This window comes from Pseudomonas lundensis, from assembly GCF_001042985.1.
GTDB lineage: Bacteria > Pseudomonadota > Gammaproteobacteria > Pseudomonadales > Pseudomonadaceae > Aquipseudomonas > Aquipseudomonas lundensis.
Genome location: NZ_JYKY01000020.1, coordinates 43,173 through 67,610, shown reverse-complemented (window position 1 = coordinate 67,610; position 24,438 = coordinate 43,173). Strand labels below are relative to the sequence as shown.

General features: G+C 58.8%; 19 protein-coding genes. 16 read left to right on the top strand and 3 right to left on the bottom strand.

Translation table 11 applies throughout. The features are described from left to right. Positions 1-154: 154 nt before the first annotated feature. From waaF to TU74_RS16020, 7 genes are read left to right on the top strand one after another with little or no spacing between them, the layout of a single operon-like run. On the top strand, positions 155-1,189 hold the full coding sequence (gene waaF, locus TU74_RS16050) for a lipopolysaccharide heptosyltransferase II (protein ID WP_048377070.1): 1,035 nt from the start codon (positions 155-157) through the stop codon (positions 1,187-1,189). After that, on the top strand, positions 1,190-2,251 hold the full coding sequence (gene waaC, locus TU74_RS16045; protein WP_047291591.1) for a lipopolysaccharide heptosyltransferase I: 1,062 nt from the start codon (positions 1,190-1,192) through the stop codon (positions 2,249-2,251). Next, entirely contained in the window at positions 2,251-3,372 is a 1,122-nt protein-coding gene (locus TU74_RS16040; protein ID WP_047281983.1) for a glycosyltransferase family 4 protein, read from the top strand. Before waaC ends, TU74_RS16040 begins: the two co-directional genes overlap by 1 nt. Further along, positions 3,372-4,178: a lipopolysaccharide core heptose(I) kinase RfaP gene (gene rfaP / locus TU74_RS16035; protein ID WP_047273070.1), complete on the top strand. Its 807-nt coding sequence runs from the start codon at positions 3,372-3,374 to the stop codon at positions 4,176-4,178. The genes TU74_RS16040 and rfaP overlap by 1 nt, the downstream gene beginning before the upstream one ends. Then, positions 4,178-4,912: a lipopolysaccharide kinase InaA family protein gene (locus tag TU74_RS16030; protein ID WP_047273071.1), complete on the top strand. Its 735-nt coding sequence runs from the start codon at positions 4,178-4,180 to the stop codon at positions 4,910-4,912. The genes rfaP and TU74_RS16030 overlap by 1 nt, the downstream gene beginning before the upstream one ends. Continuing rightward, positions 4,909-5,661 carry a lipopolysaccharide kinase InaA family protein gene (locus tag TU74_RS16025; RefSeq protein ID WP_047273072.1) on the top strand — a complete coding sequence of 251 codons (753 nt, stop codon included), beginning with the start codon at positions 4,909-4,911 and terminating at the stop codon, positions 5,659-5,661. The genes TU74_RS16030 and TU74_RS16025 overlap by 4 nt, the downstream gene beginning before the upstream one ends. After that, on the top strand, positions 5,661-7,109 hold the full coding sequence (locus TU74_RS16020) for a lipopolysaccharide kinase InaA family protein (protein WP_048377069.1): 1,449 nt from the start codon (positions 5,661-5,663) through the stop codon (positions 7,107-7,109). Before TU74_RS16025 ends, TU74_RS16020 begins: the two co-directional genes overlap by 1 nt. A 96-nt stretch (positions 7,110-7,205) precedes the next feature. Here TU74_RS16020 and TU74_RS16015 read toward each other — a convergent pair whose 3' ends face one another. Together TU74_RS16015 and TU74_RS16010 are read right to left on the bottom strand one after the other, a co-directional pair. After that, positions 7,206-11,435 (bottom strand): membrane-targeted effector domain-containing toxin, encoded by a 4,230-nt coding sequence (locus TU74_RS16015; RefSeq protein ID WP_048377068.1) that lies wholly within the window; start codon positions 11,433-11,435, stop codon positions 7,206-7,208. Between the two features lie 122 nt (positions 11,436-11,557). Beyond that, positions 11,558-13,660 (bottom strand): TonB-dependent receptor family protein, encoded by a 2,103-nt coding sequence (locus TU74_RS16010; protein ID WP_048377067.1) that lies wholly within the window; start codon positions 13,658-13,660, stop codon positions 11,558-11,560. A 173-nt stretch (positions 13,661-13,833) separates the two neighbouring features. Here TU74_RS16010 and TU74_RS16005 point away from each other — a divergent pair, with 173 nt between their 5' ends. From TU74_RS16005 to TU74_RS15965, 9 genes are all read left to right on the top strand, one after another. After that, positions 13,834-14,160, top strand: a complete 327-nt coding sequence (locus TU74_RS16005; protein ID WP_047275030.1) for a YceK/YidQ family lipoprotein — start codon at positions 13,834-13,836, stop codon at positions 14,158-14,160. Positions 14,161-14,313: 153 nt separating this feature from the next. Next, positions 14,314-16,071: a carbamoyltransferase family protein gene (locus tag TU74_RS16000; RefSeq protein ID WP_047291599.1), complete on the top strand. Its 1,758-nt coding sequence runs from the start codon at positions 14,314-14,316 to the stop codon at positions 16,069-16,071. Then, positions 16,055-17,185, top strand: coding sequence for a glycosyltransferase (locus TU74_RS15995; RefSeq protein WP_048377066.1), 1,131 nt, complete (start codon positions 16,055-16,057; stop codon positions 17,183-17,185). Before TU74_RS16000 ends, TU74_RS15995 begins: the two co-directional genes overlap by 17 nt. Beyond that, complete coding sequence (locus tag TU74_RS15990) at positions 17,185-18,081, top strand: antimicrobial resistance protein Mig-14 (protein WP_048377065.1); 897 nt, start codon at positions 17,185-17,187, stop codon at positions 18,079-18,081. The genes TU74_RS15995 and TU74_RS15990 overlap by 1 nt, the downstream gene beginning before the upstream one ends. Before the next feature lie 120 nt (positions 18,082-18,201). Further along, positions 18,202-19,596: a PIG-L deacetylase family protein gene (locus TU74_RS15985; RefSeq protein WP_047291605.1), complete on the top strand. Its 1,395-nt coding sequence runs from the start codon at positions 18,202-18,204 to the stop codon at positions 19,594-19,596. Positions 19,597-19,660: 64 nt separating this feature from the next. Next, a complete protein-coding gene (locus TU74_RS15980) occupies positions 19,661-20,545 on the top strand; it encodes a DUF6625 family protein (RefSeq protein ID WP_169839396.1) in 885 nt (294 codons plus the stop codon). Beyond that, entirely contained in the window at positions 20,542-21,693 is a 1,152-nt protein-coding gene (locus TU74_RS15975; protein WP_047273081.1) for a glycosyltransferase, read from the top strand. Before TU74_RS15980 ends, TU74_RS15975 begins: the two co-directional genes overlap by 4 nt. Continuing rightward, the gene (locus TU74_RS15970) at positions 21,690-22,574 is read left to right on the top strand and encodes a glycosyltransferase (RefSeq protein ID WP_047291606.1); all 885 of its coding nucleotides are present in this window, start codon (positions 21,690-21,692) and stop codon (positions 22,572-22,574) included. Before TU74_RS15975 ends, TU74_RS15970 begins: the two co-directional genes overlap by 4 nt. Positions 22,575-22,591: 17 nt before the next feature. Then, entirely contained in the window at positions 22,592-23,212 is a 621-nt protein-coding gene (locus TU74_RS15965) for a CatB-related O-acetyltransferase (RefSeq protein ID WP_047291608.1), read from the top strand. Here TU74_RS15965 and TU74_RS15960 read toward each other — a convergent pair. Beyond that, the gene (locus TU74_RS15960; protein ID WP_179291802.1) at positions 23,209-24,438 is read right to left on the bottom strand and encodes an acyltransferase family protein; all 1,230 of its coding nucleotides are present in this window, start codon (positions 24,436-24,438) and stop codon (positions 23,209-23,211) included. The two genes, TU74_RS15965 and TU74_RS15960, sit on opposite strands and share 4 nt — an antisense overlap.

Genomic DNA, 24,438 nt, shown 5'->3' with positions numbered 1-24,438 from the left:
GCGAAATGGCATCACAGCGGGGAGGCGAAAGCCTGAGACCCGCCAGTTAAGAACAGGCTGCCCCTGCACGAGCGAGTTCGCTCACTCTTGCGGCTGATGGCCCTTGACTGGCGAGCATCAGGCGAATGCCTCCCTTGCTTGTTTATGGAAACTTATGAAAATTTTGATCGTTGGGCCCAGCTGGGTCGGTGACATGGTGATGGCGCAGACACTGTTCCAGTGCCTGAAACAGCGTCACCCAGAGTGCGAAATCGATGTGCTGGCGCCTGAGTGGAGCCGGCCGATTCTCGAGCGCATGCCTGAAGTTCGCCAGGCCTTGAGCTTTCCGCTCGGCCACGGCGCACTGGAACTGGTCACGCGGCGCAAGATCGGCAAGTCCCTCAAGGGTCAGTACGATCAGGCCATCCTGCTGCCCAATTCATTGAAATCGGCGCTGGTGCCGTTTTTCGCCGGGATCGCCAAGCGCACCGGCTGGCGCGGCGAATTTCGCTACGGCCTGCTGAACGACGTGCGCACGCTCGACAAAGAACGCTACCCGCTGATGATCGAGCGCTTCATGGCGCTGGCGTATGCGCCGGGCGCCGCGTTGCCCACGCCGTACCCGCGCCCGGCCTTGCAAATTGACCCGCAAAGCCGCGACGCCGCACTCAACACCTTTGGCCTGACCCTCGACCGTCCGGTGCTGGCGCTGTGCCCAGGTGCGGAATTCGGTGAGTCCAAGCGCTGGCCGTCTGAACACTACGCCAACGTCGCTGAACAGAAGATCCGCGAAGGCTGGCAGGTGTGGCTGTTCGGTTCGAAAAACGATCACGCGGTGGGCGAAGACATCCGCGCACGCTTGATCCCCGGCTTGCGTGAAGAGGCCGTCAACCTCAGCGGCGACACCTCGCTGGCCGAGGCCATTGATCTGTTGTCTTGTGCCGACGCCGTGGTGTCCAACGATTCGGGCCTGATGCACGTGGCGGCTGCGCTGAATCGCCCGCTGGTGGCCGTGTATGGTTCAACCTCGCCGGGTTTCACCCCGCCGCTGGCCGACAAGGTCGAGATCGTGCGCCTGGGGCTCGAATGCAGCCCGTGCTTTGAACGCACCTGCCGTTTCGGTCATTACAACTGCCTGCGCGAACTGATGCCGCAACTCGTCGTAGACGCCTTGCAGCGTTTGCAGGGCTCACCGGTCGAGGTTCACTAGGTGCGCGTCCTGTTGGTGAAAACCTCATCCCTTGGGGACGTGATTCATGCATTGCCCGCGCTGACCGACGCCGCGCGGGCGATTCCGGGCATCACGTTTGACTGGGTGGTGGAAGAAGGCTTTGCCGAGATTCCGACCTGGCACCCGTCAGTGGGCAACGTGATTCCCGTGGCCATCCGCCGCTGGCGCAAGAACCTCTGGGAAACCATCAAAAGCGGCGAATGGCGACGTTTCAAGCAACGCTTGCGCGCTGAAAAATACGACCTGGTCATCGACGCGCAAGGTTTGCTCAAAAGTGCGTGGCTGACCCGCTATGTCAAGGCGCCCGTCGCAGGGTTTGATCGCGACTCGGCCCGGGAGCCGCTGGCCAGCCGTTTTTACCAGCGCCGCCTGGCTGTGGCGCGCGGCCAGCACGCCGTCGAACGTTTGCGTCAGCTGTTTGCCGTTGCGCTGGGTTACGACTTGCCCAAAGGCTTGGGCGATTACGGGCTGGATGTCGACCGCTTGGTCGAGTTGCCGCGTCAGAAGCCGTTTGTCCTGTTCCTGCACGGCACCACGTGGGACACCAAACACTGGCCCGAAGTGTACTGGCGCGACCTGGCCATTCGCATGGGGCACTTGGGCGTTCAGGTGCGTTTGCCGTGGGGCAACCCGGCCGAGAAGGCCCGCGCGGAACGTATCGCCAGGGAGTTGCCTCACGTGGTGGTACTGCCCAAGTTGAACCTGGCAGGCGTCGCCAAAGTGCTGGCCGGCGCCAGTGCCTGCGTGGCGGTGGACACGGGCCTCGGGCATCTGGCGGCGGCACTGGATGTGCCCACCATTTCCCTGTTCGGGCCGACCAACCCCGGTCTGACGGGCGCCTATGGCAAGTCGCAAATCCACCTCGCCAGCGATTTCCCGTGCGCGCCTTGCCTGCAGAAAAAATGCACATACCCACCGACTGCACAGGACCAGCAGCGGTTTGACCTGAAAACCGAGTGGCCCTTGTGCTTCACTCGTTTGAACCCTGAGCGTGTCGCAAGTCGATTAAGCACGTTGTTACTGGCTGAGGAACTGCGCTGATGCAACTGGCTTTTGTCCTGTACAAATACTTTCCGTTTGGCGGTCTGCAACGGGACTTCATGCGCATTGCGCTGGAGTGCCAGAAACGCGGGCACCAGATCCGCGTCTACACCATGATCTGGGAAGGCGATATCCCGCCGGGTTTTGAAGTGCTGGTGGCCCCGGTCAAGGCGTTCTTCAACCACACGCGCAATGAAAAAATGCTCGCCTGGATGCAGGCTGACCTGGCCAAGCGCCCGGTGGATCGTCTGATTGGCTTCAACAAAATGCCAGGGCTGGACGTCTATTACGCCGCTGACGGTTGTTTTGAAGACAAGGCGCAAAACCTGCGGCACTCGATGTACCGCTATTTCAAGCGCTACAGGCACTTTGCCGAGTACGAGCGCGCGGTGTTCGACAAGCACGCTAAAACCGACATCCTGATGATTTCCGAAGTCCAGCAACCGTTGTTCATCAAGCACTACGGCACCCCGATCGAGCGCTTCCATTTGCTGCCGCCGGGGATTGCGCTGGATCGCCGTGCGCCGCCGAATGCGGCTGACATTCGGGCGGATTTCCGGCGTGAGTTCAAGCTGGCAGACGATGATTTGTTGCTGGTGCAGATCGGCTCTGGCTTCAAGACCAAAGGCGTGGATCGCAGCCTTAAAGCGCTGGCGGCATTGCCCGCGGACCTTAAAAAACGCACCCGCCTGTTTGTCATCGGTCAGGACGACCCCAAAGTCTTTCAATTGCAAAGTGCCACGTTGGGGCTGGGCGAGCACGTGCAGTTCATGAAAGGACGCAGCGACATCCCGCGCTTTTTGTTGGGCGCGGACGTGCTGATTCACCCGGCCTACAACGAAAACACCGGCACCGTACTGCTTGAAGCGCTGGTGGCCGGCTTGCCGGTGCTGGTCAGCGCGGTATGCGGTTACGCCCATTACATTGCCGAAGCGGATGCGGGGCGTGTGCTGGATGAGCCGTTCGAGCAGGCGCAACTCAATGAGTACCTGACCCACATGTTGTCCGATGATGCTGCGCGCGCGGCCTGGAGCCAAAACGGCCTGGCCTTCGCGCAGACGGCCGACCTCTATAGCATGCCGCAGCACGCTGCGGATGTGATTCTGGCGGAGCAACACTGATGAAATTGATACTTGCCGAACCGTTCAAGCGCTTATGGGCCGGGCGCGATGCGTTCACCGAAGTCGAGCGTCTGGAAGGCGAGGTTTACCGCGAGCTGGAAGGCCGACGCACGTTGCGTACTGAGGTCGACGGGCGTGGTTTCTTTGTCAAAATCCACCGGGGCATTGGCTGGGGCGAAGTGTTCAAGAACCTGCTGACCGCCAAATTGCCCGTGCTCGGCGCAGGTCAGGAGTGGCGGGCGATCAATCGTCTGCATGAGGTCGGCGTTCCGACCATGACCGCCGTGGCCTATGGCGAGAAAGGCAGCAACCCGGCCGCACAGCACTCGTTCATCATCACCGAAGAACTGGCGCCCACGGTCAGCCTTGAAGATTTCAGCATCAACTGGGTCAAGCAACCGCCTCAGCCCCGGCTCAAGCACGCGCTGATCGCTGAAGTGGCGCGCATGACCGGCATGATGCACCGCGCAGGCGTCAACCATCGCGACTGCTACATTTGCCACTTTTTGCTGCACACCGACCAACCGGTGACGCCGGACAATTTCCGTCTGTCGATCATCGATTTGCACCGCGCCCAGACCCGCCCGGTCATCAGCCGCCGCTGGCGCAACAAAGACTTGGCAGCGCTGTATTTTTCGGCGCTGGACATCGGCTTGACCCCGCGCGACAAGCTGCGTTTTTTGCGTGGTTATTTCCAGATGCCGCTGCGCCAGATCTTGCGCGATGAAGCCCGTCTGTTGGCCTGGCTGGAAGGCAAGGCGAAAAAACTCTACGAACGCAAAGTGCGTTATGGGGATGCACTGTAATGGCGGGCTGGAATCTGGACCCGGCCTACAGCGCGCTGGCCCGAGACTTTGGCACCCTGGACGCGGTGTTTGCGCTCAAGGGCGAACACCTGACCCGCGATCCGCTGTCGGAGGTGATCCGCGTTCAGCGCGAGGGCGTGAATTATTACGTCAAGCGCTACACCGGGGCGGGCAAAGGGCTGCGTCGCTATCTGGGCCGCCCGCGCGTGAAGTCCGAATGGCAGAACCTCAAGCGGTTCGCCAAGTGGGGCATTCCGACGGCTGACGTGGTGGCCTGGGGCCTTGAGCGTAAAGGCCTCGCCTACGCCCGTGGCGCCATGATTACCCGCGAACTGCCGAACACCCGCGACCTCTCGGAGCTGGCCGACAACAATGACCCGTTGCTCAAGGACCGGCGTTGGGTCGATGGAGTCAGCCGCCAGTTGGCGCGTTACACCAAGACCATGCATGACCACCGCTTCACCCATAACGATTTGAAGTGGCGCAACTTGCTGATCGACGATCAGGCGCAGCTGTATTTGATCGATTGCCCCAACGGCGACTTCTGGCGCGGTTTCTGGCTCAAGTACCGCATCACCAAAGACCTGGCCTGCCTCGACAAAGTGGCCAAATACCACCTGTCGGCCACCCAGCGCCTGCGCTTTTATTTCCAATACACCGGGCGGACGACGCTCACTGGGGCGGACAAGGAACGCGTCCGTCATATCGTGCGTTTTTTTGAGGGCCGGGAATGACTGATTTTGTGGCAGACGCTGATCGCGCCTTGCTGGAACGCAATGGACTGGCGGATTTCGATGCGTTGTGGAACCTGCAACTCGATGCGGTGGACGAACCCAACACCAGTCGCGGTGGCTGGAGCAGCGTGTTTCGCATGGACCTCGACGGTCAGGGGTTTTACCTCAAACGTCAAAGCAACTACCTGACCCGCACGCTGCACAGCCCGTTGGGTGAGCCGAGTTTCGCCCGCGAGTTCCGTAATATTCAGCGCTATCAGCAGTTAGGCATTCCCGCGCTGGAAGCGGTGTTTTTTGGTGAGCGCAAAGTCGGGGGCGAGCGTCGGGCCATTCTGATGACCCGTGCGCTGGATGGCTGGAATGACCTCGACTCGTTGCTGGAGCAATGGCCCCAGTTGAGCGCACCCCAGCGCCAGGCGATCTTGCAGGCCTGCGGCCAACTGGCGCGGCGTCTGCACGAGGTGCGTCAGGTGCATGGCTGTTTCTACCCCAAGCACATCTTTTTGCAGCCTGATGGCCCGGCGTACCGCGCGCAGTTGATCGACCTTGAAAAAACCCGGCCGTTGCTGTTGGGCCAGCGCGACCGGGTCAAGGATATTGAGCCGTTACTGCGCCGCGCGCAGGTCTGGACTGAAACAGACGTGCGCACGATGCTGGCGGCTTATCTCGATCAGCCCCTGGACAGCGGTTTGGTCGAGGCGTGGTATCAACGTCTGAATGTGCGTCGTAATCAAAAGGAGAACCGCTGATGCGTCTATCCGAACTGCAAAAAACCGGGCGTGCCCCGGGATTGCCGCTGAGTATTGAGCTGGCGGACGCTGCCGGGCCCGCGCACTTGCAACTGCTGACGTTGTTGCGCGTCTTGCCGGGCCAGCGCTATGTCGGCGCCGGTGTCTGGCGTGGTCGCACCGTGCTGGCCAAATTGATGGTCGGCAGCAAGGCTGCGCGCAACTTTGAACGTGAGCTGACGGGTGTCCGCGTGCTGGCCGAGCAGGGGTTGACTACACCGCTGTTGCTGGCAGACGGGTTGCAGGAAGGTGAGGGCGGCTGGTTGCTGTTTGAGTTTCTGGAGCACGCCGAGAGCCTGGGCGACGCGTGGCGCGCCGTTGAGGATTTGCCGGTGCTGGCAGACGAGCAACAAGCTGTATTGGCGCAAGCCCTGGAAGCCATTGCCCGGATGCACCTCAAAGGCGTGTGGCAGCAAGACCTGCATCTGGACAACCTGTTGCGTCAAAACGGCAAACTGTTCGTCATCGACGGTGGCGGTATTTGCGTTGAAACCGCGGGCACGCCGTTGTCTCGACAAAAGGTACTGGAAAACCTGGGGGTGTTCTTCGCTCAGTTGCCCAAAAACCTTGAGCCGTTTATCGAAGAGTTGCTGGTGCATTACCTGCTCAGTAACGGTGAGCACGCCTTGCCGCTGGAAGCATTGCTCAAGCACGTCGAAAAAGTGCGCGCCTGGCGTCTGAACGACTTTCTCGACAAGGTCGGCCGCGACTGTTCGTTGTTCAGCGTGCAACGTGGGACGATGGCCTTTCAAGCTGTGCGACGTGAAGAAGAGGCCGCGATGCTGCCGGTGCTGGCCAGGGCTGATGCGTTGCTCGATCAGGGCCATCTCTACAAAACCGGCGGCGCAGCGAGTGTCGGCAAGGTTGAAGTAGACGGTCGCACGCTGGTGATCAAACGCTACAACATCAAGGGCGTTGCCCATTGGCTTAAACGCTTCTGGCGCCCGAGCCGCGCCTGGCACTCATGGCGTGAAGGCAATCGGCTGGCGTTTCTCGGTATCGCCACGCCCAAGCCGCTGGCACTGCTGGAAACCCGGTTTTTGTGGTTGCGCACCAAGGCCTATCTGGTCACTGAATACTTGCCCGGGCCGGACATCATTGAGCGTTTTGCGCCTTACGTTGAGAGCGGCGATGCCCCAGAAGCCGAGTTGCAGGCGCTGGATCAGCTGTTTGCTGACTTGATTCGTGAGCGCATCAGCCATGGTGATCTGAAGGGGCATAACGTGTTTTGGGACCCATCACGGGCGCCCGGACGTTGGGCGCTGATTGATCTGGACTCAATGTGCCAGCACCGCAGCACTGCCAGCTTCTCCGCGGCCTACGCCCGTGACAGGGCGCGTTTTATGCGCAACTGGCCGCAGGCTTCAGCGTTGCATCGTTTGCTGGACGAGCGCCTGCCTACGTGCTGATCGATGTGGGTTGACCCGCGCGCCCCTCTGCAAGGCCCCGCCCCTTTCGGCGGAGCCTGACAGACAGGCGCCGTGCCAGACTGCTATGTAGTTAATTTACGGGGCATGCCGCAGGCCGATAGCGTGAAGGTCTTCTATCAAATCTTTGACGAAAACGTAGCGCTTTTCATGAACGGGTTGCCAGCGAGGGCGCTCGATAAAAAAGTGCCCTGATTCGGTTGTTTTCAAAGGCGTGTAAACGATTTCATTGGAAGTGGATCGATGTATTAACCGTGCGCCTTGCGGGGAGTTGTCGAGCAGGAATGTGCCGGGTTTATCCAGTTGATGTTCAAGCTGCTCTACGCTCAAGGGTGGCCTGTTGGGCTGGGCACCTTGGATGTTTACTTCAAGCCAATAATCGTTTTTCAGCAATTTATAGTCAGCGCCGGGCCTGTTCTTTATCAGGTCACTGATGTCTTGGCGAAGGGTGTAGGGTGTGCCGCAAGCGGCATCGGTCACTCGTATTCCAACAGCCCCTTCAAGTTCTGACAGGCCCGGTACACCTTTGAACGTGTTGGCGTGTGAATTGCCTGTCAAGGCGATCCATTTGTGTCCGCCGGTGTCTGCCATATGTTTTTGGATAACACGAGAAGCGACGTAACTGAACATTTCATACCGTTCCAGATTAAAGGCGGTTATTGGCAAGTCCTGCGAGTAGTAACTGGCCATGCAATCGAGGGCTTTCATTTCAATCCCGTAACGCCTCGCCTCTCGTATCAGGTTGCTATAGGTATAGGGGGTGCCCTCGGGCAATTGGTGACCCGCATCCTGGTTTTTAAGAAACTGCTTTAACGGTCGATCCATCTTTCCGGTTTTAAAGTATTTATCGAGCAACGGTTGATGCGCGTCGGTTTGAAGGTGTTCGAGATAAATCACCTTCACCTTGTTTTTAGACAGAGACTTCATGCTCTCGATAAGAATCTTTTTGGCGCCGATGTCCGAGTGGCATTCACCGACCACGATGCCGTTGAAGTCTTCATGTAACCGCTTGAAAAAATCCTGTGGCGCCATGGGCGCCGGCAACGTGGGGCGTGCAGGTCGTGGCTTTATAGGGTTGCTTGCGAAAAAGTGTTGAGCGTCGGCCAGCAACTTAAGCCGAAACTCAGTGAAGAACTTAGCCAGCCGTGCGATTTCGGGATTGGGAAAAATATAGTGGCTGTCCAGAAACTTGGGCGTGTTTTCAATATGAAGTTGCAGGGCTTTGTTGTATTGAGCAGGTACGTCGTAATGACCTTCAGGCACTACGGGCAGGGCAGCAGGCAGTTCGATATCGGGGTTTCGCAGTGACCGCCAGCAGTTTGGCCCCAGCTTGATCTCCCAGTGCTCCGCAGTTTTACGCAGTTTGTACGGGCCGGCACGCTGTGCTGATCCGCCGGGTGTTTGCACATACACGTTGCGGCCCAGCCAACCTTTGTACACCTCATATACATGGCCGTTTTCCTGTATGTAACGCTTGTTATTGAGGTGATAGATGCCCTGGCTGTCAGCCGTATGAGCTGACAGGTTCACGCCAGTCACCCGTGCACTTTCCACGAGGCGTACAGGGGCGCTCTTTCGTTGGAAGAATGGTGCCACCACATTAACGCCCCAGCGCCCGGCCGAGACTTCCCGCACAGGCGCCTGATACGGTGCGTTGGGGTTGCGTTCATCAATCACGCGCCAGGTGTTCTCCAGCGTGTCGTAGCGAGCGCGGTACACGTTGCCGGCTTCGTCCTTTATATAGTGCCGCGTTGGCCCGGTTGCGCTTGCAACTGACTCATACACACCGCCGCCATAGGCCCCGCCCGTTTTCAGAAGCAGGTCGCTGCCGGGCTTCGCGCATGCCGCGCCGGGACTGAGTGTTGCCGTTGGGGGTTTGACACGCTGGCGGATGGCGCGTGCGAAAACAGAGGAGCCCGCGAAATCTGAAGCGCCATCGGTCACATGGGCGATAGCCCCCATGAAGTGCAAAAAGGCTTCGTGTTCTTCTTCGCGTGCGAGTGCGTCCACCCCCAGCGTGATTTGATAAATGAAGCGCAGCGCCACAATGGGCAGCAGCACGCGGACAGGCAATACGAAGGACACCACATCAACGACGGCCAGCACCGCGTCCTTGGCAGTGTTGACGTTACTTTCGTAGGTGGAGGTCGTTTGCTCATCCGCGTCCCGGAACGCGTAGGACACTTCATTGTTGTATGACGCTTCGAACGCATGGTCATAGATGATCTGCAGCTGGGTGCTGGATTCATCCAGGCCTGCTTTCAACACGGGCGTGAGGTAAGGCTGGCGAGCGGATGTCACACGCTGTTGCACATAGCTGTGCAAATGCTCGCGGGACATTAACTGCCCCAGCGCCTGACGAGCGTTCGCCACCAGAAACCGGCTATTGTCGGGCGCATCAGGCAGGTAACAGAGCAGCTCGGTGCTTGCGGTCGAACTGAACACCATCACGCCGGGCAGCACGTTCTTATTCACGATCAATAGCTGTGCCCTGACCTGCGCACCCTCGACCTTTGCACGTGTTGCGTCATCGGGCTGATCGAGCACGGCTTGTACGATGGCCACTTGCGTGGCGTTCAGGGTGCCGGCCAATTTGGCTTCAAGCAGGTCCAGGCTCAGTTGTGCCCGCTTTAGCGCTACGTAGCGTTCTTTACGCCAGCCGGCTTGTGACGACGTCACCAACACATGATTCAAGTGTTTGATATAGCTGTCGCCCACATCCAACTGGCGGACCAGCGTCTTGATGTAGTCCTTGGTGAGGACCGGGTGCGGGGTGCCATTGGCCTCTATGATCTGGGCCGTGAGCGCAAACGTCACGTCCCACACACCGACATTGGAGAGTGCCAGCTGGGTCAGGCTCATGCGGTGGGTGACATAGCTGATCGTAGGGCCGGTCCTGTCGATGCTGTTCCCGGCGGTGTAGGCCGAACCAAACGTGGGGAAGATCACGGGGCCTGTTTGAACCGCTTCAGTGGTCAGGATGCACAGGCTGTCGGGGTCGCACTCAATGCCGTGGTCGGCTTTGATCTGCTGCTTGAATTGCGTGCGGGCGTAACCCAGCAGCGTGTGTTTCTTACCGCTTTCGGTGATGGGGGAGGCATCCGGGGCTTCGCAGGCCTGCTGTTCATGGATCAGTCGTGCTGCGGCCAGCCGCCATTGCGCTTTTTCATCGTCGGTTGCTGTTTTGAGCCAGTGCGGCAACTGCTTCTCAAACAGGTGGGCATAGCGCGAACGCACAATGGCCGCCGGGTTCACGAACCAGCTCGCGTTCACGGACTGTTCGATCCGTTTGAACAGCCGTTGCGGGGACACGAATGTTGTCCCTGCGAGGTGATTGCGTCTGGCTTCGGCGCATGCATGCAGCATGTCGTGCTTGAGCTTCTCGATTAAGCCTTTTGCGCAAAGGGACGGGGCCTCTTGTTCGGTCGAGACCAGTCTGACCTGCTCAAGACCCTGTGTGTGTGGGTGTTCTTTGGCCAGCACCAGGTTAAGTAAAGCGGCGCGCTGGTCAGGGTCCTTGAGCCTGGCGTTGAGTTCCTGTGTCAGCAGATGCAGCGAATCGAACGCCTCAAGGCCGTTGTCAGGCGTGTAAAACACGACATTGCGCAGGCTTGAGTCGTCCGTGTCGCTCAGGTGTTTGTCGGTAATCGCAAACACCCCCCTCAGCTTGATATCAGGCATAGGCCTTTCGGCCTTCAGGAAAACTTCGTACAGCCCTTGTGTTGAGGAGTGCTTAGGCATAACCGAACTGCAGCAGTGAGTGATTGCATCGGCCGCTGCGCGGCTCAAGGTTTGGTCTTCAAGGCGCACCGCAGCCTCGTCTAACAGCAAATGCTGAAGACACTGGGTCAACCATTGCTGGGGCGGCATCGCTTGGAACTCGGCATGCGGCGTTTGCCAGAAGTCAGCCCAAACGTCCTGAACACAAAGGTCATAGTTGCGAATGACATGCTCAAGGTAGCTTTCAAGGTCGACGGGTGTCAGGCCCGGAGTTCGATGCGCCTCGTCCACGGAGTAGGCCTGACTGTAAACATGGTGTTGGCCTTGTACGAAGGTAGGCGGAGTTTGTGCCAGAAAGCTGCCTTCGATCTGCGAGCTGAGGGTCTTGCTGACGAGCACCGGGGACTGCCCCGGCTCGGGCAGGGCTTCGTGATTGATGTGCAAACCTTCGGTCCGGCTGTCTTGGGGAAGCCGCGGGAAGGTTTTGCACAGCCGATGATTAAAGGCCGCCTCCAGCGTGGGCACGTGCAAACGAAGAGTGTGCAGTTTATGTTCAGCGCTTTTGAGGCGATCCAGGTGCGTGGTCATATGACGTCCTTGTCAGAGCCCGCGCGGGGATCGCGCGAGCCAGTGCTGACAGGAGATATGAACGGAGTCGGGCTAGGGTGGTAGATAGTTACTGCCGGTGGTGTTCTCTCGCTTTACACGCCTTAAAAGCTGTACTGCGCGCCAGCCCCCGCGTACCACGAGCGGCCGGGGGCTGCTTCGTAAAAACGGTCGTTGCCGTCGGCCACAATCACCGAACCCACGTATTGGCGGTCCAGCAAGTTGTCCAGGCGCAGGGTCTGGTGGAAGGTCCAGTGCTCGACCTTCTGCTCAAACTGCGCCCGCCAGTTGAACACGCTGTAAGCCGGTGCCGCCTTCTTGCTGTTGGTGTCTTCGACGTACACCTTACTGCGGTACATGCCTTCGACGGCGGTGCTGACCCAGTCGGTCGGCTTCCAGTTCACTTCGGCAAACAGCGTGGTTTGAGGTACGCCGGGCAAGTAGTTGCCTTTGTCCACCGGGCCTTTGCTACTGGCGAAGTCGCTGTCGTAAGTGGCCTGGAGGCGGGTGTAGGCGAGGGTGGTGGTCCAGTGTTCGCTGAGCTGGCTTTCGACGCCCAGCTCAAAACCGCGGCGCAGGGTGCGGCCGGCGTTTTGGTAACTGGTACGCCCGCCCACCGAGCCCGCGACGACCAACTCATCCTCGGTGGTGATCTGGAAGATCGCAGCGTTGATGCGGGTGTTGTCGAGTTGTGCTTTCAGGCCGACTTCATACTGAGTGCTTTCAGAAGGCTTCAGGCCAAAGTTGAAGCCTTCCTGATTGCCCGGCGCGTAGGCCAGTTCGGCTTGAGTGGGTGTTTCGAACCCTTTTCCGGCACTGATATAGCCATGTAATTCGGGCGTGAAGGCATACATCACGCTCATCGACGGTGTGGCTTTTTCATAGCGCTTGGTGCCGCTGGCATCACCGTTGCTCAAAAAGTGATCGTCGACATCCATTTCCATAGTGCTGTAGCGCAACCCGGCTTGAAGTGTCCAATCATCGATGGCCCAGTTAGCTTGCACGAAGGGGTCCAGGCTGCGTGCTGTGTCTACTTCGTCGCGACGCATTTCACCTTTAACGCCTAGCTGGTCGCCATTGTAGTTTTGATAGCCGTGACGGTTATCACGGCTCTGATCAAAGTCCAGGCCGCTGATGATAACCAGTTCACCCGGTGCGCTCTCTATGGGCTGAATCCAATGCACATTGGCACCGTAAAACTTACGGTCAAATTGGACGACACCTCCACCGCGAGCGTTTGCCGGGTTGAGCGTGTTGGTATTCCCGATGTACTTCGGAATCGCCAAATACTGAATCACGCTGCGCGTACCGGTGTACGCATTGACCTGCAAGGTCGCGTCGCCAAAGTAGCGCTCGTAGTTCATGCCCAGTTGCTGATGATCGATGCTTTTGCGCGTGTTGTACGTGAGTGCGTTGGGCGTGACTGAGCGTGGGTCGGCTTTGTAGGCGTCCCAGCTTTGCCCCAGCGGGTCTTGCGTGCCGTTTTGCTCAAGGCTGCTGTAGATCAGCGCCAGTTTGCTGTCTTCGTCAGGTTTGAGGTTGAGCTTGGCAAAGGTCTGATCGCGGCGGGCGGCGCTGTGGTCGCGGTAACCGTCGGTGTCCATGCGCGAAGCATCAAGCACAAAACCAACGCCATCGGCGGCGCCTTCGGCCGTGAGGTGGTTTTTGCTCAGGCCGTCGCTGCCAATGAGGGTTTCGGCGCCAATACGAGGCGGCCCTTCGCCGTCTCTGGAGAACATCTGAATGACCCCGCCAGCATTGCTGCCGTAAAGCGTGGCTGCCGGGCCGCGCAAGACTTCGATGCGCTCGGCGGTGTCGAGATTAAAGGTCGCGGCCTGGCCCTGGCCGTCCGGTGTGCTGGCGGGGATGCCGTCGGCAATCAGTTTGATGCCGCGCACGCCAAACGCGGAGCGGGCACCAAAGCCACGGGACGAGATCTGCAGGTCCTGCGCGTAGTTCTGCCGGTTTTGCACCACCAGGCCTGGAACGCGGGACAGCACTTCCGACGCGTTGATGCCCAATTGGCCATCACTGATCTGCTGCTGATTGATGCTGTCTACCGAGTAGGGCAGGTCAAAACTGGGGCTGGCGCTGCGCGAACCCGTGATGACACTGGGGTCGAGTTCCAGAGTGTCGGCGACGCTGAAGGGTGCGAGGCACAGGCCCGGCAGCAAAAGGGCAAAACGGGCGGGTACAAAAAATTTCATGGGGGGTATCGGGGTTCCGTGTGACGCGACCCGTCAGGGCGACGGGTTTCAGGCTAGCAGAGGGGGCGCAGTTTAGCGGGCGTAAGAGCGTTCATACGAGGACTTCAGAAACCATGACCTGCAAATCAAGTAAGCCGGGTGCTAGGTTGCCCAATCCTTCTGGAGTCAATCTGATGACCTGCAAACGTGCGTTGTTGTGTGTCTTGCCGTGCCTGTTGATCGGCTGCGGAACCGCCAAAACCCTGATCGGCAGCGATGCGAGCGTGGTCCGGGACCTGAAAAAACAGCGCACCTATTGTGAGTCGGTGCCGCGTGTTTATAGCGGCGTGGCGTTCGACCTGTGTGTGCTGAATGCCACGCCCAATACCGTCAGTGGCGTGCCCGAAGGGTTTGTGCCGATTTTCTTTTTTGACGTGCTGGCCAGCGCGGTCGTCGACTCGGTGGTGCTGCCCTACACGATTTTTCTGCAGAACCGCGATGGCAGCTTGCTATTGAAGTAGACGGGCAGGGCGCCAGGGCGCGGCAAATAGCGCTGGGTCATTGCGGCACTCTTTACGCTATAATCCCGCCCTTTAGTTGTTTCCTGCTGTGCAGGAAGCACTTCATTTTTTCAGGCGCCCGCCGCCTGCCTGCATTCAAAAGAGGCACAACCTGTGGCATTGACGATTCTTGGCCTGTCCGGCGCCCTGAGCCATGACCCCTCAGCGGCCCTCTATATCGACGGCAAGCTGGTAGCAGCGGCCGAAGAAGAGCGTTTTGTCCGCGACAAGCATGCAAAGCACCGCATGCCTTACGAGTCCGCGAAGTTCTGCCTTGAACAGGCGGGTATCAAGCCTTCTGACGTTGATGTGGTCGCGATCCCTTTCGCACCGATCAGCTTGTTCGGTGAGGCGCGCTGGCACTATGCCAAGCGTTACTGGTACGCCCCGGATCGTGCGCTCGACGCCATCCTGATGGGCAATCGTCGCTACAAGCGCTATCGCAACAAGATTGTCTGGTGCCTTGAGCAGCTGGGTTTCGATCCGAAAAAAATCAAGATCGAACCGGTTGAACACCACTTGGCGCACGCCTCCAGTGCTTACCACTGCTCGGGTTTCAAAGAGAAAACCGCGATCCTCGGCATCGACGGCAAGGGTGAGTACGCCACCACCTTCTTCGGCTATGGCGAAAACGGCAAGATCACCAAGATCAAGGAATTCTACGACCCGGACTCCCTCGGTGGCCTGTATGGCGCGATCACCGAGTTCCTGGGTTTCGAGATGCTCGACGGCGAGTTCAAGGTCATGGGCATGGCGCCGTATGGCGATGCCAGCAAATATGATTTCTCGCGTCTGGCCTCGTTCGAGAACGGCGAGCTGGTGATTAACACCGAATACGCCAACGTGATCGGCCTGCGTCGTTACAAAGAGAAAGGCAAGGGGTTCTACTTCTCGCCAAAACTGATCGAGTGGCTGGGGCCCAAGCGTGAAGGCGATATCGCCGATGAACCTTACATCCACTACGCGGCCAGCATGCAGGCGCTGTTCGAAAAACTGTCTCTGCAGATGATCGACTACTACTTGGGTGACATCCTCAAGGAAACCGGCAAGCTGGCCTTCGCCGGTGGCTGCGCGCTGAACGTGAAGCTGAACCAGAAGATCATCGCCCGTCCTGACGTCAAGGAGCTGTTCGTGCAGCCTGCCTCCGGTGACGCAGGCACGGCCGTGGGCGCGGCAGCCTACGTGTCCGAAGCCCGTGGCGTGCCGGTCGAGAAGATGGAGCACGTCTACCTCGGCCCTGCGTACAGCAACGAAGACGTGATTGCCGCGTGTGCCCGTCACCCTGGCAAGCCGGCGTACCGCAAGATCAACAACACGCCTGAAAACATCGCCAAAATCATGGTTGATGGCAATCCGGTGGCCTGGTTCCAGGGCCGTATGGAGTTCGGCCCGCGCGCATTGGGCGGCCGTTCAATCATCGGATGCCCGAGCAGCGCAGGCGTGGCTGACCGCATCAACGAGCAAATCAAGTTCCGCGAGCGCTGGAGGCCTTTCTGCCCGTCGATGCTCGACACCGTGGCCCCGCAGATGATCAAGGTCGATCACCCGGCACCGTTCATGACCTTCACCTTTGAAGTGGCGCAAGAATGGAAAACCCGTGTGCCGGAAGTGGTGCACGAAGACGGTACTTCGCGTGCTCAGGTGCTCAAGCGTGAATACAACCCGCGCTACTACGACATGATGAAAGCCCTAGAAGTGCTGACCGGTAATGGCGTGTCGCTGAACACCTCGCTCAACCGCCGTGGCGAGCCGATGGTTTGCTCACCGACCGACGCACTGAACATGTTCTTCGGCTCGGATCTGCAGTACCTGATCATGGAAGACATTCTGGTAGTCAAAGACGGCGCGGACGCTTATGACTCGCTCGACTGAGCGTCATGTGTTGCAGTTCTGCCACGGCTATGACGGGCCGTTTCTGGACTGCGCCCGTCAATACGCCAGCCTGTTTGCGGGCACCGGGTACAAGGTCACCACGGTCTTTCTGACCGGGGCGGCCGACCCCGAGGTGGCGGCGGGCTGCGGGTCGGACGAAGTGCTGTTCATGGAATTCAGCTCCAGCGCCATTCGTGGCCTGAAGTTAAAGGCCATCCGCGAGATGCGCAAAATTGCCGCCTCGCGCTCGTTCAGTTTTTGCATCGCCCACCGTTTCAAGCCGATATACATCGCCTTGTTGGCCACTGACTTGCCGGTGATCGGCGTGCATCACGCGTTTGGCGACTACCAGCGTCGCAGTCGCAAGCTGTTCGCGCACCTGTTCCGTAAGCGCCTGAGCCTGCTGGGCGTCTCGGATGCAGTGCGCGATGACATGCGCGCGTGCCTGCCCAAGTGGCCGACCGGGCGTATTCGTACGCTCTACAACCGTATCGACATTCAGGCGGTACAAGCCAGTCAGTTGCCACGTGCCGAAGCTCGCGCCGACCTTGGCCTGCCCGCTGAAGCCTTCATCGTGGGCAACGTCGGCCGCCTGCATCCCGACAAGGACCAGGCCACCCTGATCCAGGGGTTTGCCAAGGCATTGCCGCAACTGCCTGCTGGCAGTCAGTTGGTGATCATGGGCAAGGGCCGTCTGGAACAGGACCTCAAGGAACTGGCCAACGCGCTCGGGATCGCCGCTCAGGTGAATTTCTTGGGGCAGGTGCCCGACGCCCGGCGCTTTTTCCGTGCTTTCGACGTGTTTGCGCTGAGTTCGGACCACGAGCCTTTTGGCATGGTGCTGCTTGAGGCCATGGCGGCGGGTGTTCCCCTGCTGGCCACGGCGTGCGGTGGTGCCAGGGAAGTGGTCGAGGGCGTGGGGATTCTGTTCCCGCTGGGCGACGCCGATCATCTGGCTCAAGGTTTACAGCATTTGGCGCAACTCGATGACGCTCAGCGTCAAGCGTGCGGTGAACTGATGCTGGCGCGCCTGCACGAACGCTTCTGCGATCAGGCCGTGCGCGACACCTTCTGGCAGTTGCCGCACGTCACCGACCTGACTGCGGAGTCCTGATGCTTAATCGATTTCAAGGCTGGCGCGAGCGCGGCTGGCGCGCAGTTGACGCGCACACCTATGCCGCTGCCTGGCAGCGTTTTGGTGGCAGCGTCGCGACACACCCGCAGGTGGTGGAACGTCTGGCAGAGCTGGCCGGGATCCCGGTGCGTTACCTGGCCTGGGAGCACAACGGCGAGCTGAAAGCTGCCATCCCGACCTGGGGACGCGACCTGGCGTTATCCAAAGATGTGCTCAAGCGTCACGGCAAAAAAGGCCTCTTCGATCTGGGCAATGCCGAGTTGATCCTGCCTGCCGCCGCAGACGCACACGCGCCGTTGCGCCATCGTGGGCGCTACTTGTCGCAGCTCAATGAGGGGCGCTTCAGTACCTTGCAGCCGCAAGCCGAACAGTTGGCCATGGCGCGCACGCCGGAAGAGCTGTCAAAGAAATTCCGTTACAACCAGCGTCGCGAACTGCGTTTGCTGGAAGAAGCGGGCGGCGTGATACGCCCGGTTTCGACGTTTTCCAGTGTCGAGCTGTCGGCAATCTATTGCGATTTGTTTCTGCGTCGTTGGGGGTTTGTCGCCACCGGGGCCGAGCGTATGGCTGAGGTGATTGAGCTGCTGCGCGAGTTTTTGATGGGATCGGTGATTTTCCTCAACGATGCCCCGATTGCAATCCAGCTGGTGTATCGGGTTGAATCGCCGCAATGGATCAGCGTCGAATACGTCAATGGCGGCGTCGACCCCGAAACCCGTGCGTTCAGTCCCGGCAGTGTGCTGAGTTTTCTCAATACCCAGTCGGCTTGGGAACAGGCCCGTAGCGTCGACAAGCCTCTGCGGTTCTCGTTCGGCCGCGCCGACCGCGAATACAAAGAGCGCTGGTGCAACCCGGTGCCTGTCTTCAAGGTGTGAATGGACGCGCAAGCGCGCGTCTCGCGATGCAGCCGGTGCGGTGTGTGAGCTACCGGGTTAACGCCATCACGGGGTCAGCGCGCGTCTAAAGGCAAACCGCCAGCAACCAAGAGCCCAGTCATGACTCGCAAGCAACAACTCCTAAAGCGCCATCGACGCAACAAGCGCATCAGTTTGCTGATCGGCTTGGTGATACTGATTGCCTGCGGGGTGCTGGTGGCCTGGTGGCTGCCGTTAGTACTGGCCGTCCTGGGCTGGATCGCCCACGAAGCGTGGTTTGCCGACCACCTGTTTTACGCGCCCCAAGACGACTATCAGTACCGTTTTACACCTGATAGCGAGTGCCCGGCTGTTCGCCTTGAAGGCAGTCGCCTGGTACTGGACGCGCCCATTGACCTGTGCGGCAACGAAACCCTGATCCTCGCGCTCAAGGTCAAAAGCAGCTGGCTGGGACGTTTTATCGACCCGTTTGTCGTGTTTTCCGACGACCGCCAAACCTTTGAGCGGGGCGTGAATGGCCTGCGCTATGTGAACCTCACGGGCAATGCCGACGCGTTGATCGCAGGTGAGTTGAACCTTCGTGGTCGTTATTGCCGGGTCATGGGCCCGCCTCAACTGTGGGTTATGCGCCAGCCTGATTACCGCGAGCAGCGTGTCATGGTGATTGCGCCTCACGCCGATGATGCCGAGTTGGCGGCGTTCGGTTTGTACAGTCAGGCCAACGAGGCGTGGATCGTGACCCTGACAGCGGGCGAAATCGAGGCCGAGCACTATCAGCAGATGGGCCTTGGACGCGCTGAAGCGGCTCGGCTCAAGGGCCGTCTGCGCGCCTGGGACAGTCTGGCTGTGCCGCGCTGGGCCGGGGTGCCCGAAGCGCAATGCGCGCAACTGGGCTACTTCTGCCTGCAACTGCCCGCCATGCAGGCAGCCCCTGACCAGCCGGTGCCTTCACGCGAAGCCGACCTGACCGATACTCGGCTGTTTCGCCAGTTGAACGCGTTCGCACTGCCAGGTGACCTGGACGGTGCGCCGACCTGGAACAACCTGTTGGCTGATGTGCGCGCATTGATCTTGCGGGCCCGGCCTGATGTGTTGGTATTGCCGCATCCCGCCATCGATCCACACCCCGACCATGTCTGCGCCCATGCAGCGGTCATTGAGGCGCTTGAAGGGCTGGAGTGGCAGCCGCAGACGATCTTGGGCTACGCCAACCATTTGCATGACAATGACCGCTGGCCGATGGGCAACAGCGGTGATGGCATCGCGTTGCCACCGGTGTTCGACACCGCACTCACGTTGCAGCCCTGCTGCCTGTTGTTGAGTTCAGAGCAGCAGCGTGACAAGGCCATGGCGTTGGGCATGATGCATGACCTGCAACCGCGTGCAGCGCTCAAGCGCCGCGTGCGGCGGTCGATACAGACACTCTTGGCTGGCCGAAAGCCATCGCCTTGGGGTGAAAACGAGTTTTTCCGTAAAGCGGTTCGCCGCCATGAGTTGTTTTGGCGGCTCAAATAATAAGAATCACCGTAATCAGGGGCATAGCATTGCCCTCTATCTCGACCTTTACATTGAGTTCCCTGTGATAAAACCATCGCCGCGTATTGTGTTTGTCATTCCATACTTCGGCCAGTGGCCGTTCTGGATGCCTTTTTTTCTGGAAAGTTGCCGGCGCAACCCAGACATTGACTGGCTGCTGTTCAGCGACTGCGGCGTGCCTGACAACCTGCCACCCAACGTAACAATCCAGAGCATCAGTTTTGGCGACTATTGCCGCATTGTGTCTGAGCGTCTGAATATCCACTTCGCGCCCAAAGCTGCTTATAAGTTGTGTGACATCAAGCCCGCGCTGGGTTACATCCATGAAGACCGCCTTCAGGGTTACGATTTCTGGGCGTTTGGCGACATTGACCTGGTGTATGGCAACTTGCGCAGCTACTTCACGGCTGAACGCCTGTCGCGCTATGACCTGTTCTCGACCCACGAGCGCCGCGTGGCCGGCCATCTGTGCCTGATGCGCAATACGCGCTGCAAGCGCGAGCTGTTCATGAAAATCGAAAACTGGCAGCAGCGTTTTACCGATGATCAGCATCATGCGCTGGATGAAGGCGCATTCAGCCGCATCTTCTTGTGGCGCAAGAATTTTCCGAAGCCTTTGTTTGATCTTGTGGGCAAGTTCAACCCGTTGCGTCGTACCAGCGATTTCACCGAGGCGTTCAGTACGCCGGGTGGCTGCATCAAATGGCATGACGGCACAGAAAATTTCCCGGGCCAATGGTTCTGGAAGAACGGCCAATTAACGAATGATCGTGACGGTGACCACACCTTTCCGTACTTTCACTTCGTCTGCTGGAAGCGCAATGAATGGGCGGCCTTGCCCATACCCGATCCCGTCACTGTCCAGCGTCTGGCCGCAGAGCCCGCCTGGATTATTGATGCCACCGGATTCCACCGGGGAGAGCTATGAAACGTTCCAAGGTTTTGCAGTTGCAGCCTGATTACAACGTCAAATCCCACGATTTTGCCGACCTTGCCGAGCAAATCGTGCGTGCGCTGCCCCGTGAGCGTTACGAGATCACCGCCGCATTTTTGCGTGGGCGCCCCGGCCCGGGTGAGCCGGTGAGCAAGGCGGATCATTCCGTGTACTTCGAGTTCAGCGACAAGGCGCTCAAAGGCATGCGCATCCGCGCCATGTGGGCGCTGTACAAATTCTGCCGCAAAGAGCAATTCGATGTGGTGATCTGCAACCGCTTCAAGCCGGTCAACATGATGTTGCAGCTTAATCGCTGGCTGAAAATCCCGTTGTGCGTGGGGATTTCCCACGGCTTTGGTGAATACGATCGCGTGTATCGCCGCAGCCAGGCCAAGCGCCTGATCGACAAGGCGTGGCGTTTTGTTGGCGTGTCGCCTGCGGTCAAGCAGTACTTGCTGGACTGCAAATGCGGCTTTACTGACGAAAATACCTACGCGATCACCAATGCCATCGACATTGAGCAGGCCGAAGCCCTGCAATTGCCGCGCGTTCAGGCACGCGAAAAGCTCGGGCTGGATCAAGATGCACGCATGGTGGGGGCCTTGGGGCGACTGGTGCCTATCAAGGGGCACCGCTTCTTGTTGCAGGCTTTTGCCGCTCTGAAAGACAAATACCCGAACGCGCAACTGGCGATCATTGGCGCCGGGCGAGAAGAGTCGCGCTTGCGCGAGCAAATCCAGCAGTTGGGCCTCAATGGCCGGGCGCATTTGTTGGGCTTTCAGGAAAACGCCTTGCAGTACGTGCGCGCTTTCGACATCTGGACCATGCCGTCACTGGCCGAGGGGCTGGGGCTGGCATTGCTGGAAGGCATGAGCGGCCACCTGCCGGTGATTGCTACCGAGGTGCCGGCCATGTTGCCGTTGATTCAGGGCGCTGGCGGGCTGGCCGTCAAACCCAGCGATGTCGCCACCCTGACCGCTGCGCTCGATGACTACCTGGCGCTGCCGGACGAAGCCCTGCGCGCCAAGGGCGAACAGGCTTACCGCTATTTGCAAGAGCACCATGACATCGAGGTGTTCCGCCAGGCGTATTTAGATTTGATCGACTCAGGCTTGAGTCAGGCTCGCAAGGAACGCTCATGACACACGCTCAACCGTTGGTGACGGTGATCATCGCCTCGTACAACCACGCCCCCTACATCGAACAGAGCATTCAGAGCGTTCTGGATCAGACGTATCCGAACATCGAGTTGCTGGTGGTCGACGATGGCTCGACCGACGACAGCGTGGAGCGTATCCAGCGCTTGCAGGCGGTCCATGGGTTTGATTTTCGCGTGCAGCAGAATCAGGGCCTGACCAACACCCTCAACGGCGCTATCGCGCGGGCCAAGGGTTCGTTGATCGTACCGTTCGGTTCCGACGACATCATGAAACCCGACCGCATTGCGGTTCAGGTGGAATACATGGACGGCAAACCCGAAGTCGGTATTTGCGCGGGCAACATTGAACTGATCGATGCCCAAGGCAATTTATATCCCGAGAAACGCCAGCGCCGTGATGTGCCGTTCCGTCGTCTGGACTTTGATGACATGTTCCTTGAGCGCAAGCCTTACCCGCCGGCGACCACGCTGATGATTCGCCGCGAAGCGCTGGACAAGGTGGGAGGGTTTGACCCGAGCATTCGTCTGGAAGATTTGTACATCGAGCTGAAAATCACCCACGCCGGGTACTTTATCGACGGCCTGAACGTGGTGATGGCGCAATACCGCAAGCACGCGACCAACTCGTACAAAAATCACCGGTTCATGATCGACAGCATTCTGCGCATCTACGCCCTGTTCAGCGATCACCCGCTCTACGACGAGGTGCGGTACAAGTTTCTCAACTCCATGTTCCTCAAAACAGCCAACCGTGACCGGGCGCTGGCGCGAGAGCTGCTCAAGCAGATCCCGTTCAAACATTGGACCGGCAAAACCTGGCGCGGTCTGGGGCGGTTGTATTTTTCGCCGCTGGAAAAGAGCTGAGCGAACCGGGAGTCGTTATGGGATGGCTGGAGCGTTATCGGGAAAAGCGTGCCAAGCGCGCTATTCGAAAACTGCCAAAAATTGAGCGGGGTGTCGCGCGTTTCAAGCAACAGTATCCGGATTACGCCATCGGCTATGGCAGCTACGGGCTGCCGCAGGTGCACGACTGGAAGGAAGGTTCAACCTTGCGCATCGGGGCTTTTTGCTCGATCGCCGAGGGGGTTAACATTTTTTTGGGCGGGCACCATCGTGCTGATTGGGTCACCACGTTCCCGTTTCCTGCCATGCTCAAATCGGCGCAACATATCGCTGATTACAACGGTACCCGTGGCGATGTCGTGATTGGCAATGATGTGTGGTTATGCTCTAACAGCACCTTATTGTCGGGGGTGACCATCGGGCATGGCGCTATTGTGGCAGCCGGTGCGCTGGTGACTCGCGACGTAGAACCTTATGCCGTTGTCGGCGGTAATCCGGCGCGCTTTTTGCGCTGGCGCTTCCCGCAAGAGCAGCGTCTCGCGTTGCTGCAAAGTGCCTGGTGGGACTGGCCATTACCGGAGATCGAGCAAGTGGTCGGTGCGTTGTGCAGTGACGACATTGACGGTTTTCTGGCCTATGCGAGACAACGCAGCGTTTAGTCTGCGTTGTGGGTTTCAGAGGCTGGCTTGACGTGGCTATTGTCTGGCGACTTTCTGCGCAGCCAAGACAGAAAACGCTTGCCAGCATTAATGCCTGGCTTCTCAATCAGCAAAAACGTCAAGCTGCTGACCGCTATCAACAGACAGCTGCTGAAGGCTGTGAGAGTCAGGAAAACCAAGGGTTCCTTGGTGTCGAATGGCAGCGCCAGTGGCAAGCGTTGCATCAATAGCCAGATGACGAAACCATGCAGCAAGTAGGTGCTGTAACTGATTTCTCCCATCCAGCGGATACTGCGCAGTCTCAGTGCACCGAAGAGTGTGTTGCCCGAGGCCACAATCGTAAAAAAAACGGTCAGTAGCATCAGCGGGAAAATGGCGAAACTTTTACGAAACAGCAGGAGCTCAATGGCCAGCGCCAATAATGCAATCAGGCCTGCTTTCGGGGTCTGCCCCCACGCCATTCGCTCTGGCTTGCGCACCCAGTAGGCAGCCGCTATACCGCCTAGAAAGCTCATCAGGATGTGCTTTTTCAGCGAGTGTTCCCAGCCAATTACTTGATAAAGGGCATAGATGCCGATCAGGCACGCTACCACCTGAATCCAGTGTTTTCGGTACAGGAACACGGCACCGAACAGCGGCAGTGCCATGTAAAAGAACACCTCATAGTTGAGTGTCCAGGTGACGTTGGAGATCAGCATCCCCGTCTGCGGGTACTGATTGATATCTGGACGGTCGAATACGAGCCATGCCAAAACTTGCCGTACCACCTCGCCAGGCGAGTCTTTCAGCTCCCAATCCTGAATGTAGAGAACGCTGAAAATCACCAGTGCCAATAGCGGCAGGTAAAGTGGATAAAGCCGGAATACCCTCGACACGGCAAATGCCAGCCAGTCGTGGTGGCGCCCATGCTTGAGCAGGCGTCCCCAAAACAGGAAACCGGTAATCATAAAGAACAGTGCGACGCTGGCCAGGCCAATCTGCGTATAAAATTTGCTCGGCGGGACGTTTATCTCACCCGTGTGCAAATAGACCCACGTAATGGCGACGTGATGGATAAACACCCCGAACGCCAAATACCCGCGCAGTCCATCCACACTGGAAAAACGGTTTTCACCGACATGCTCAAGGCTTCCCCGGATTCGCGGGAAATAGCGGAGCAACAACGCTGAAGTGGTAATCGCCAGTGCGTAAGCAATCACGGCCCATAACGGGTTGTTGCTCCCCAG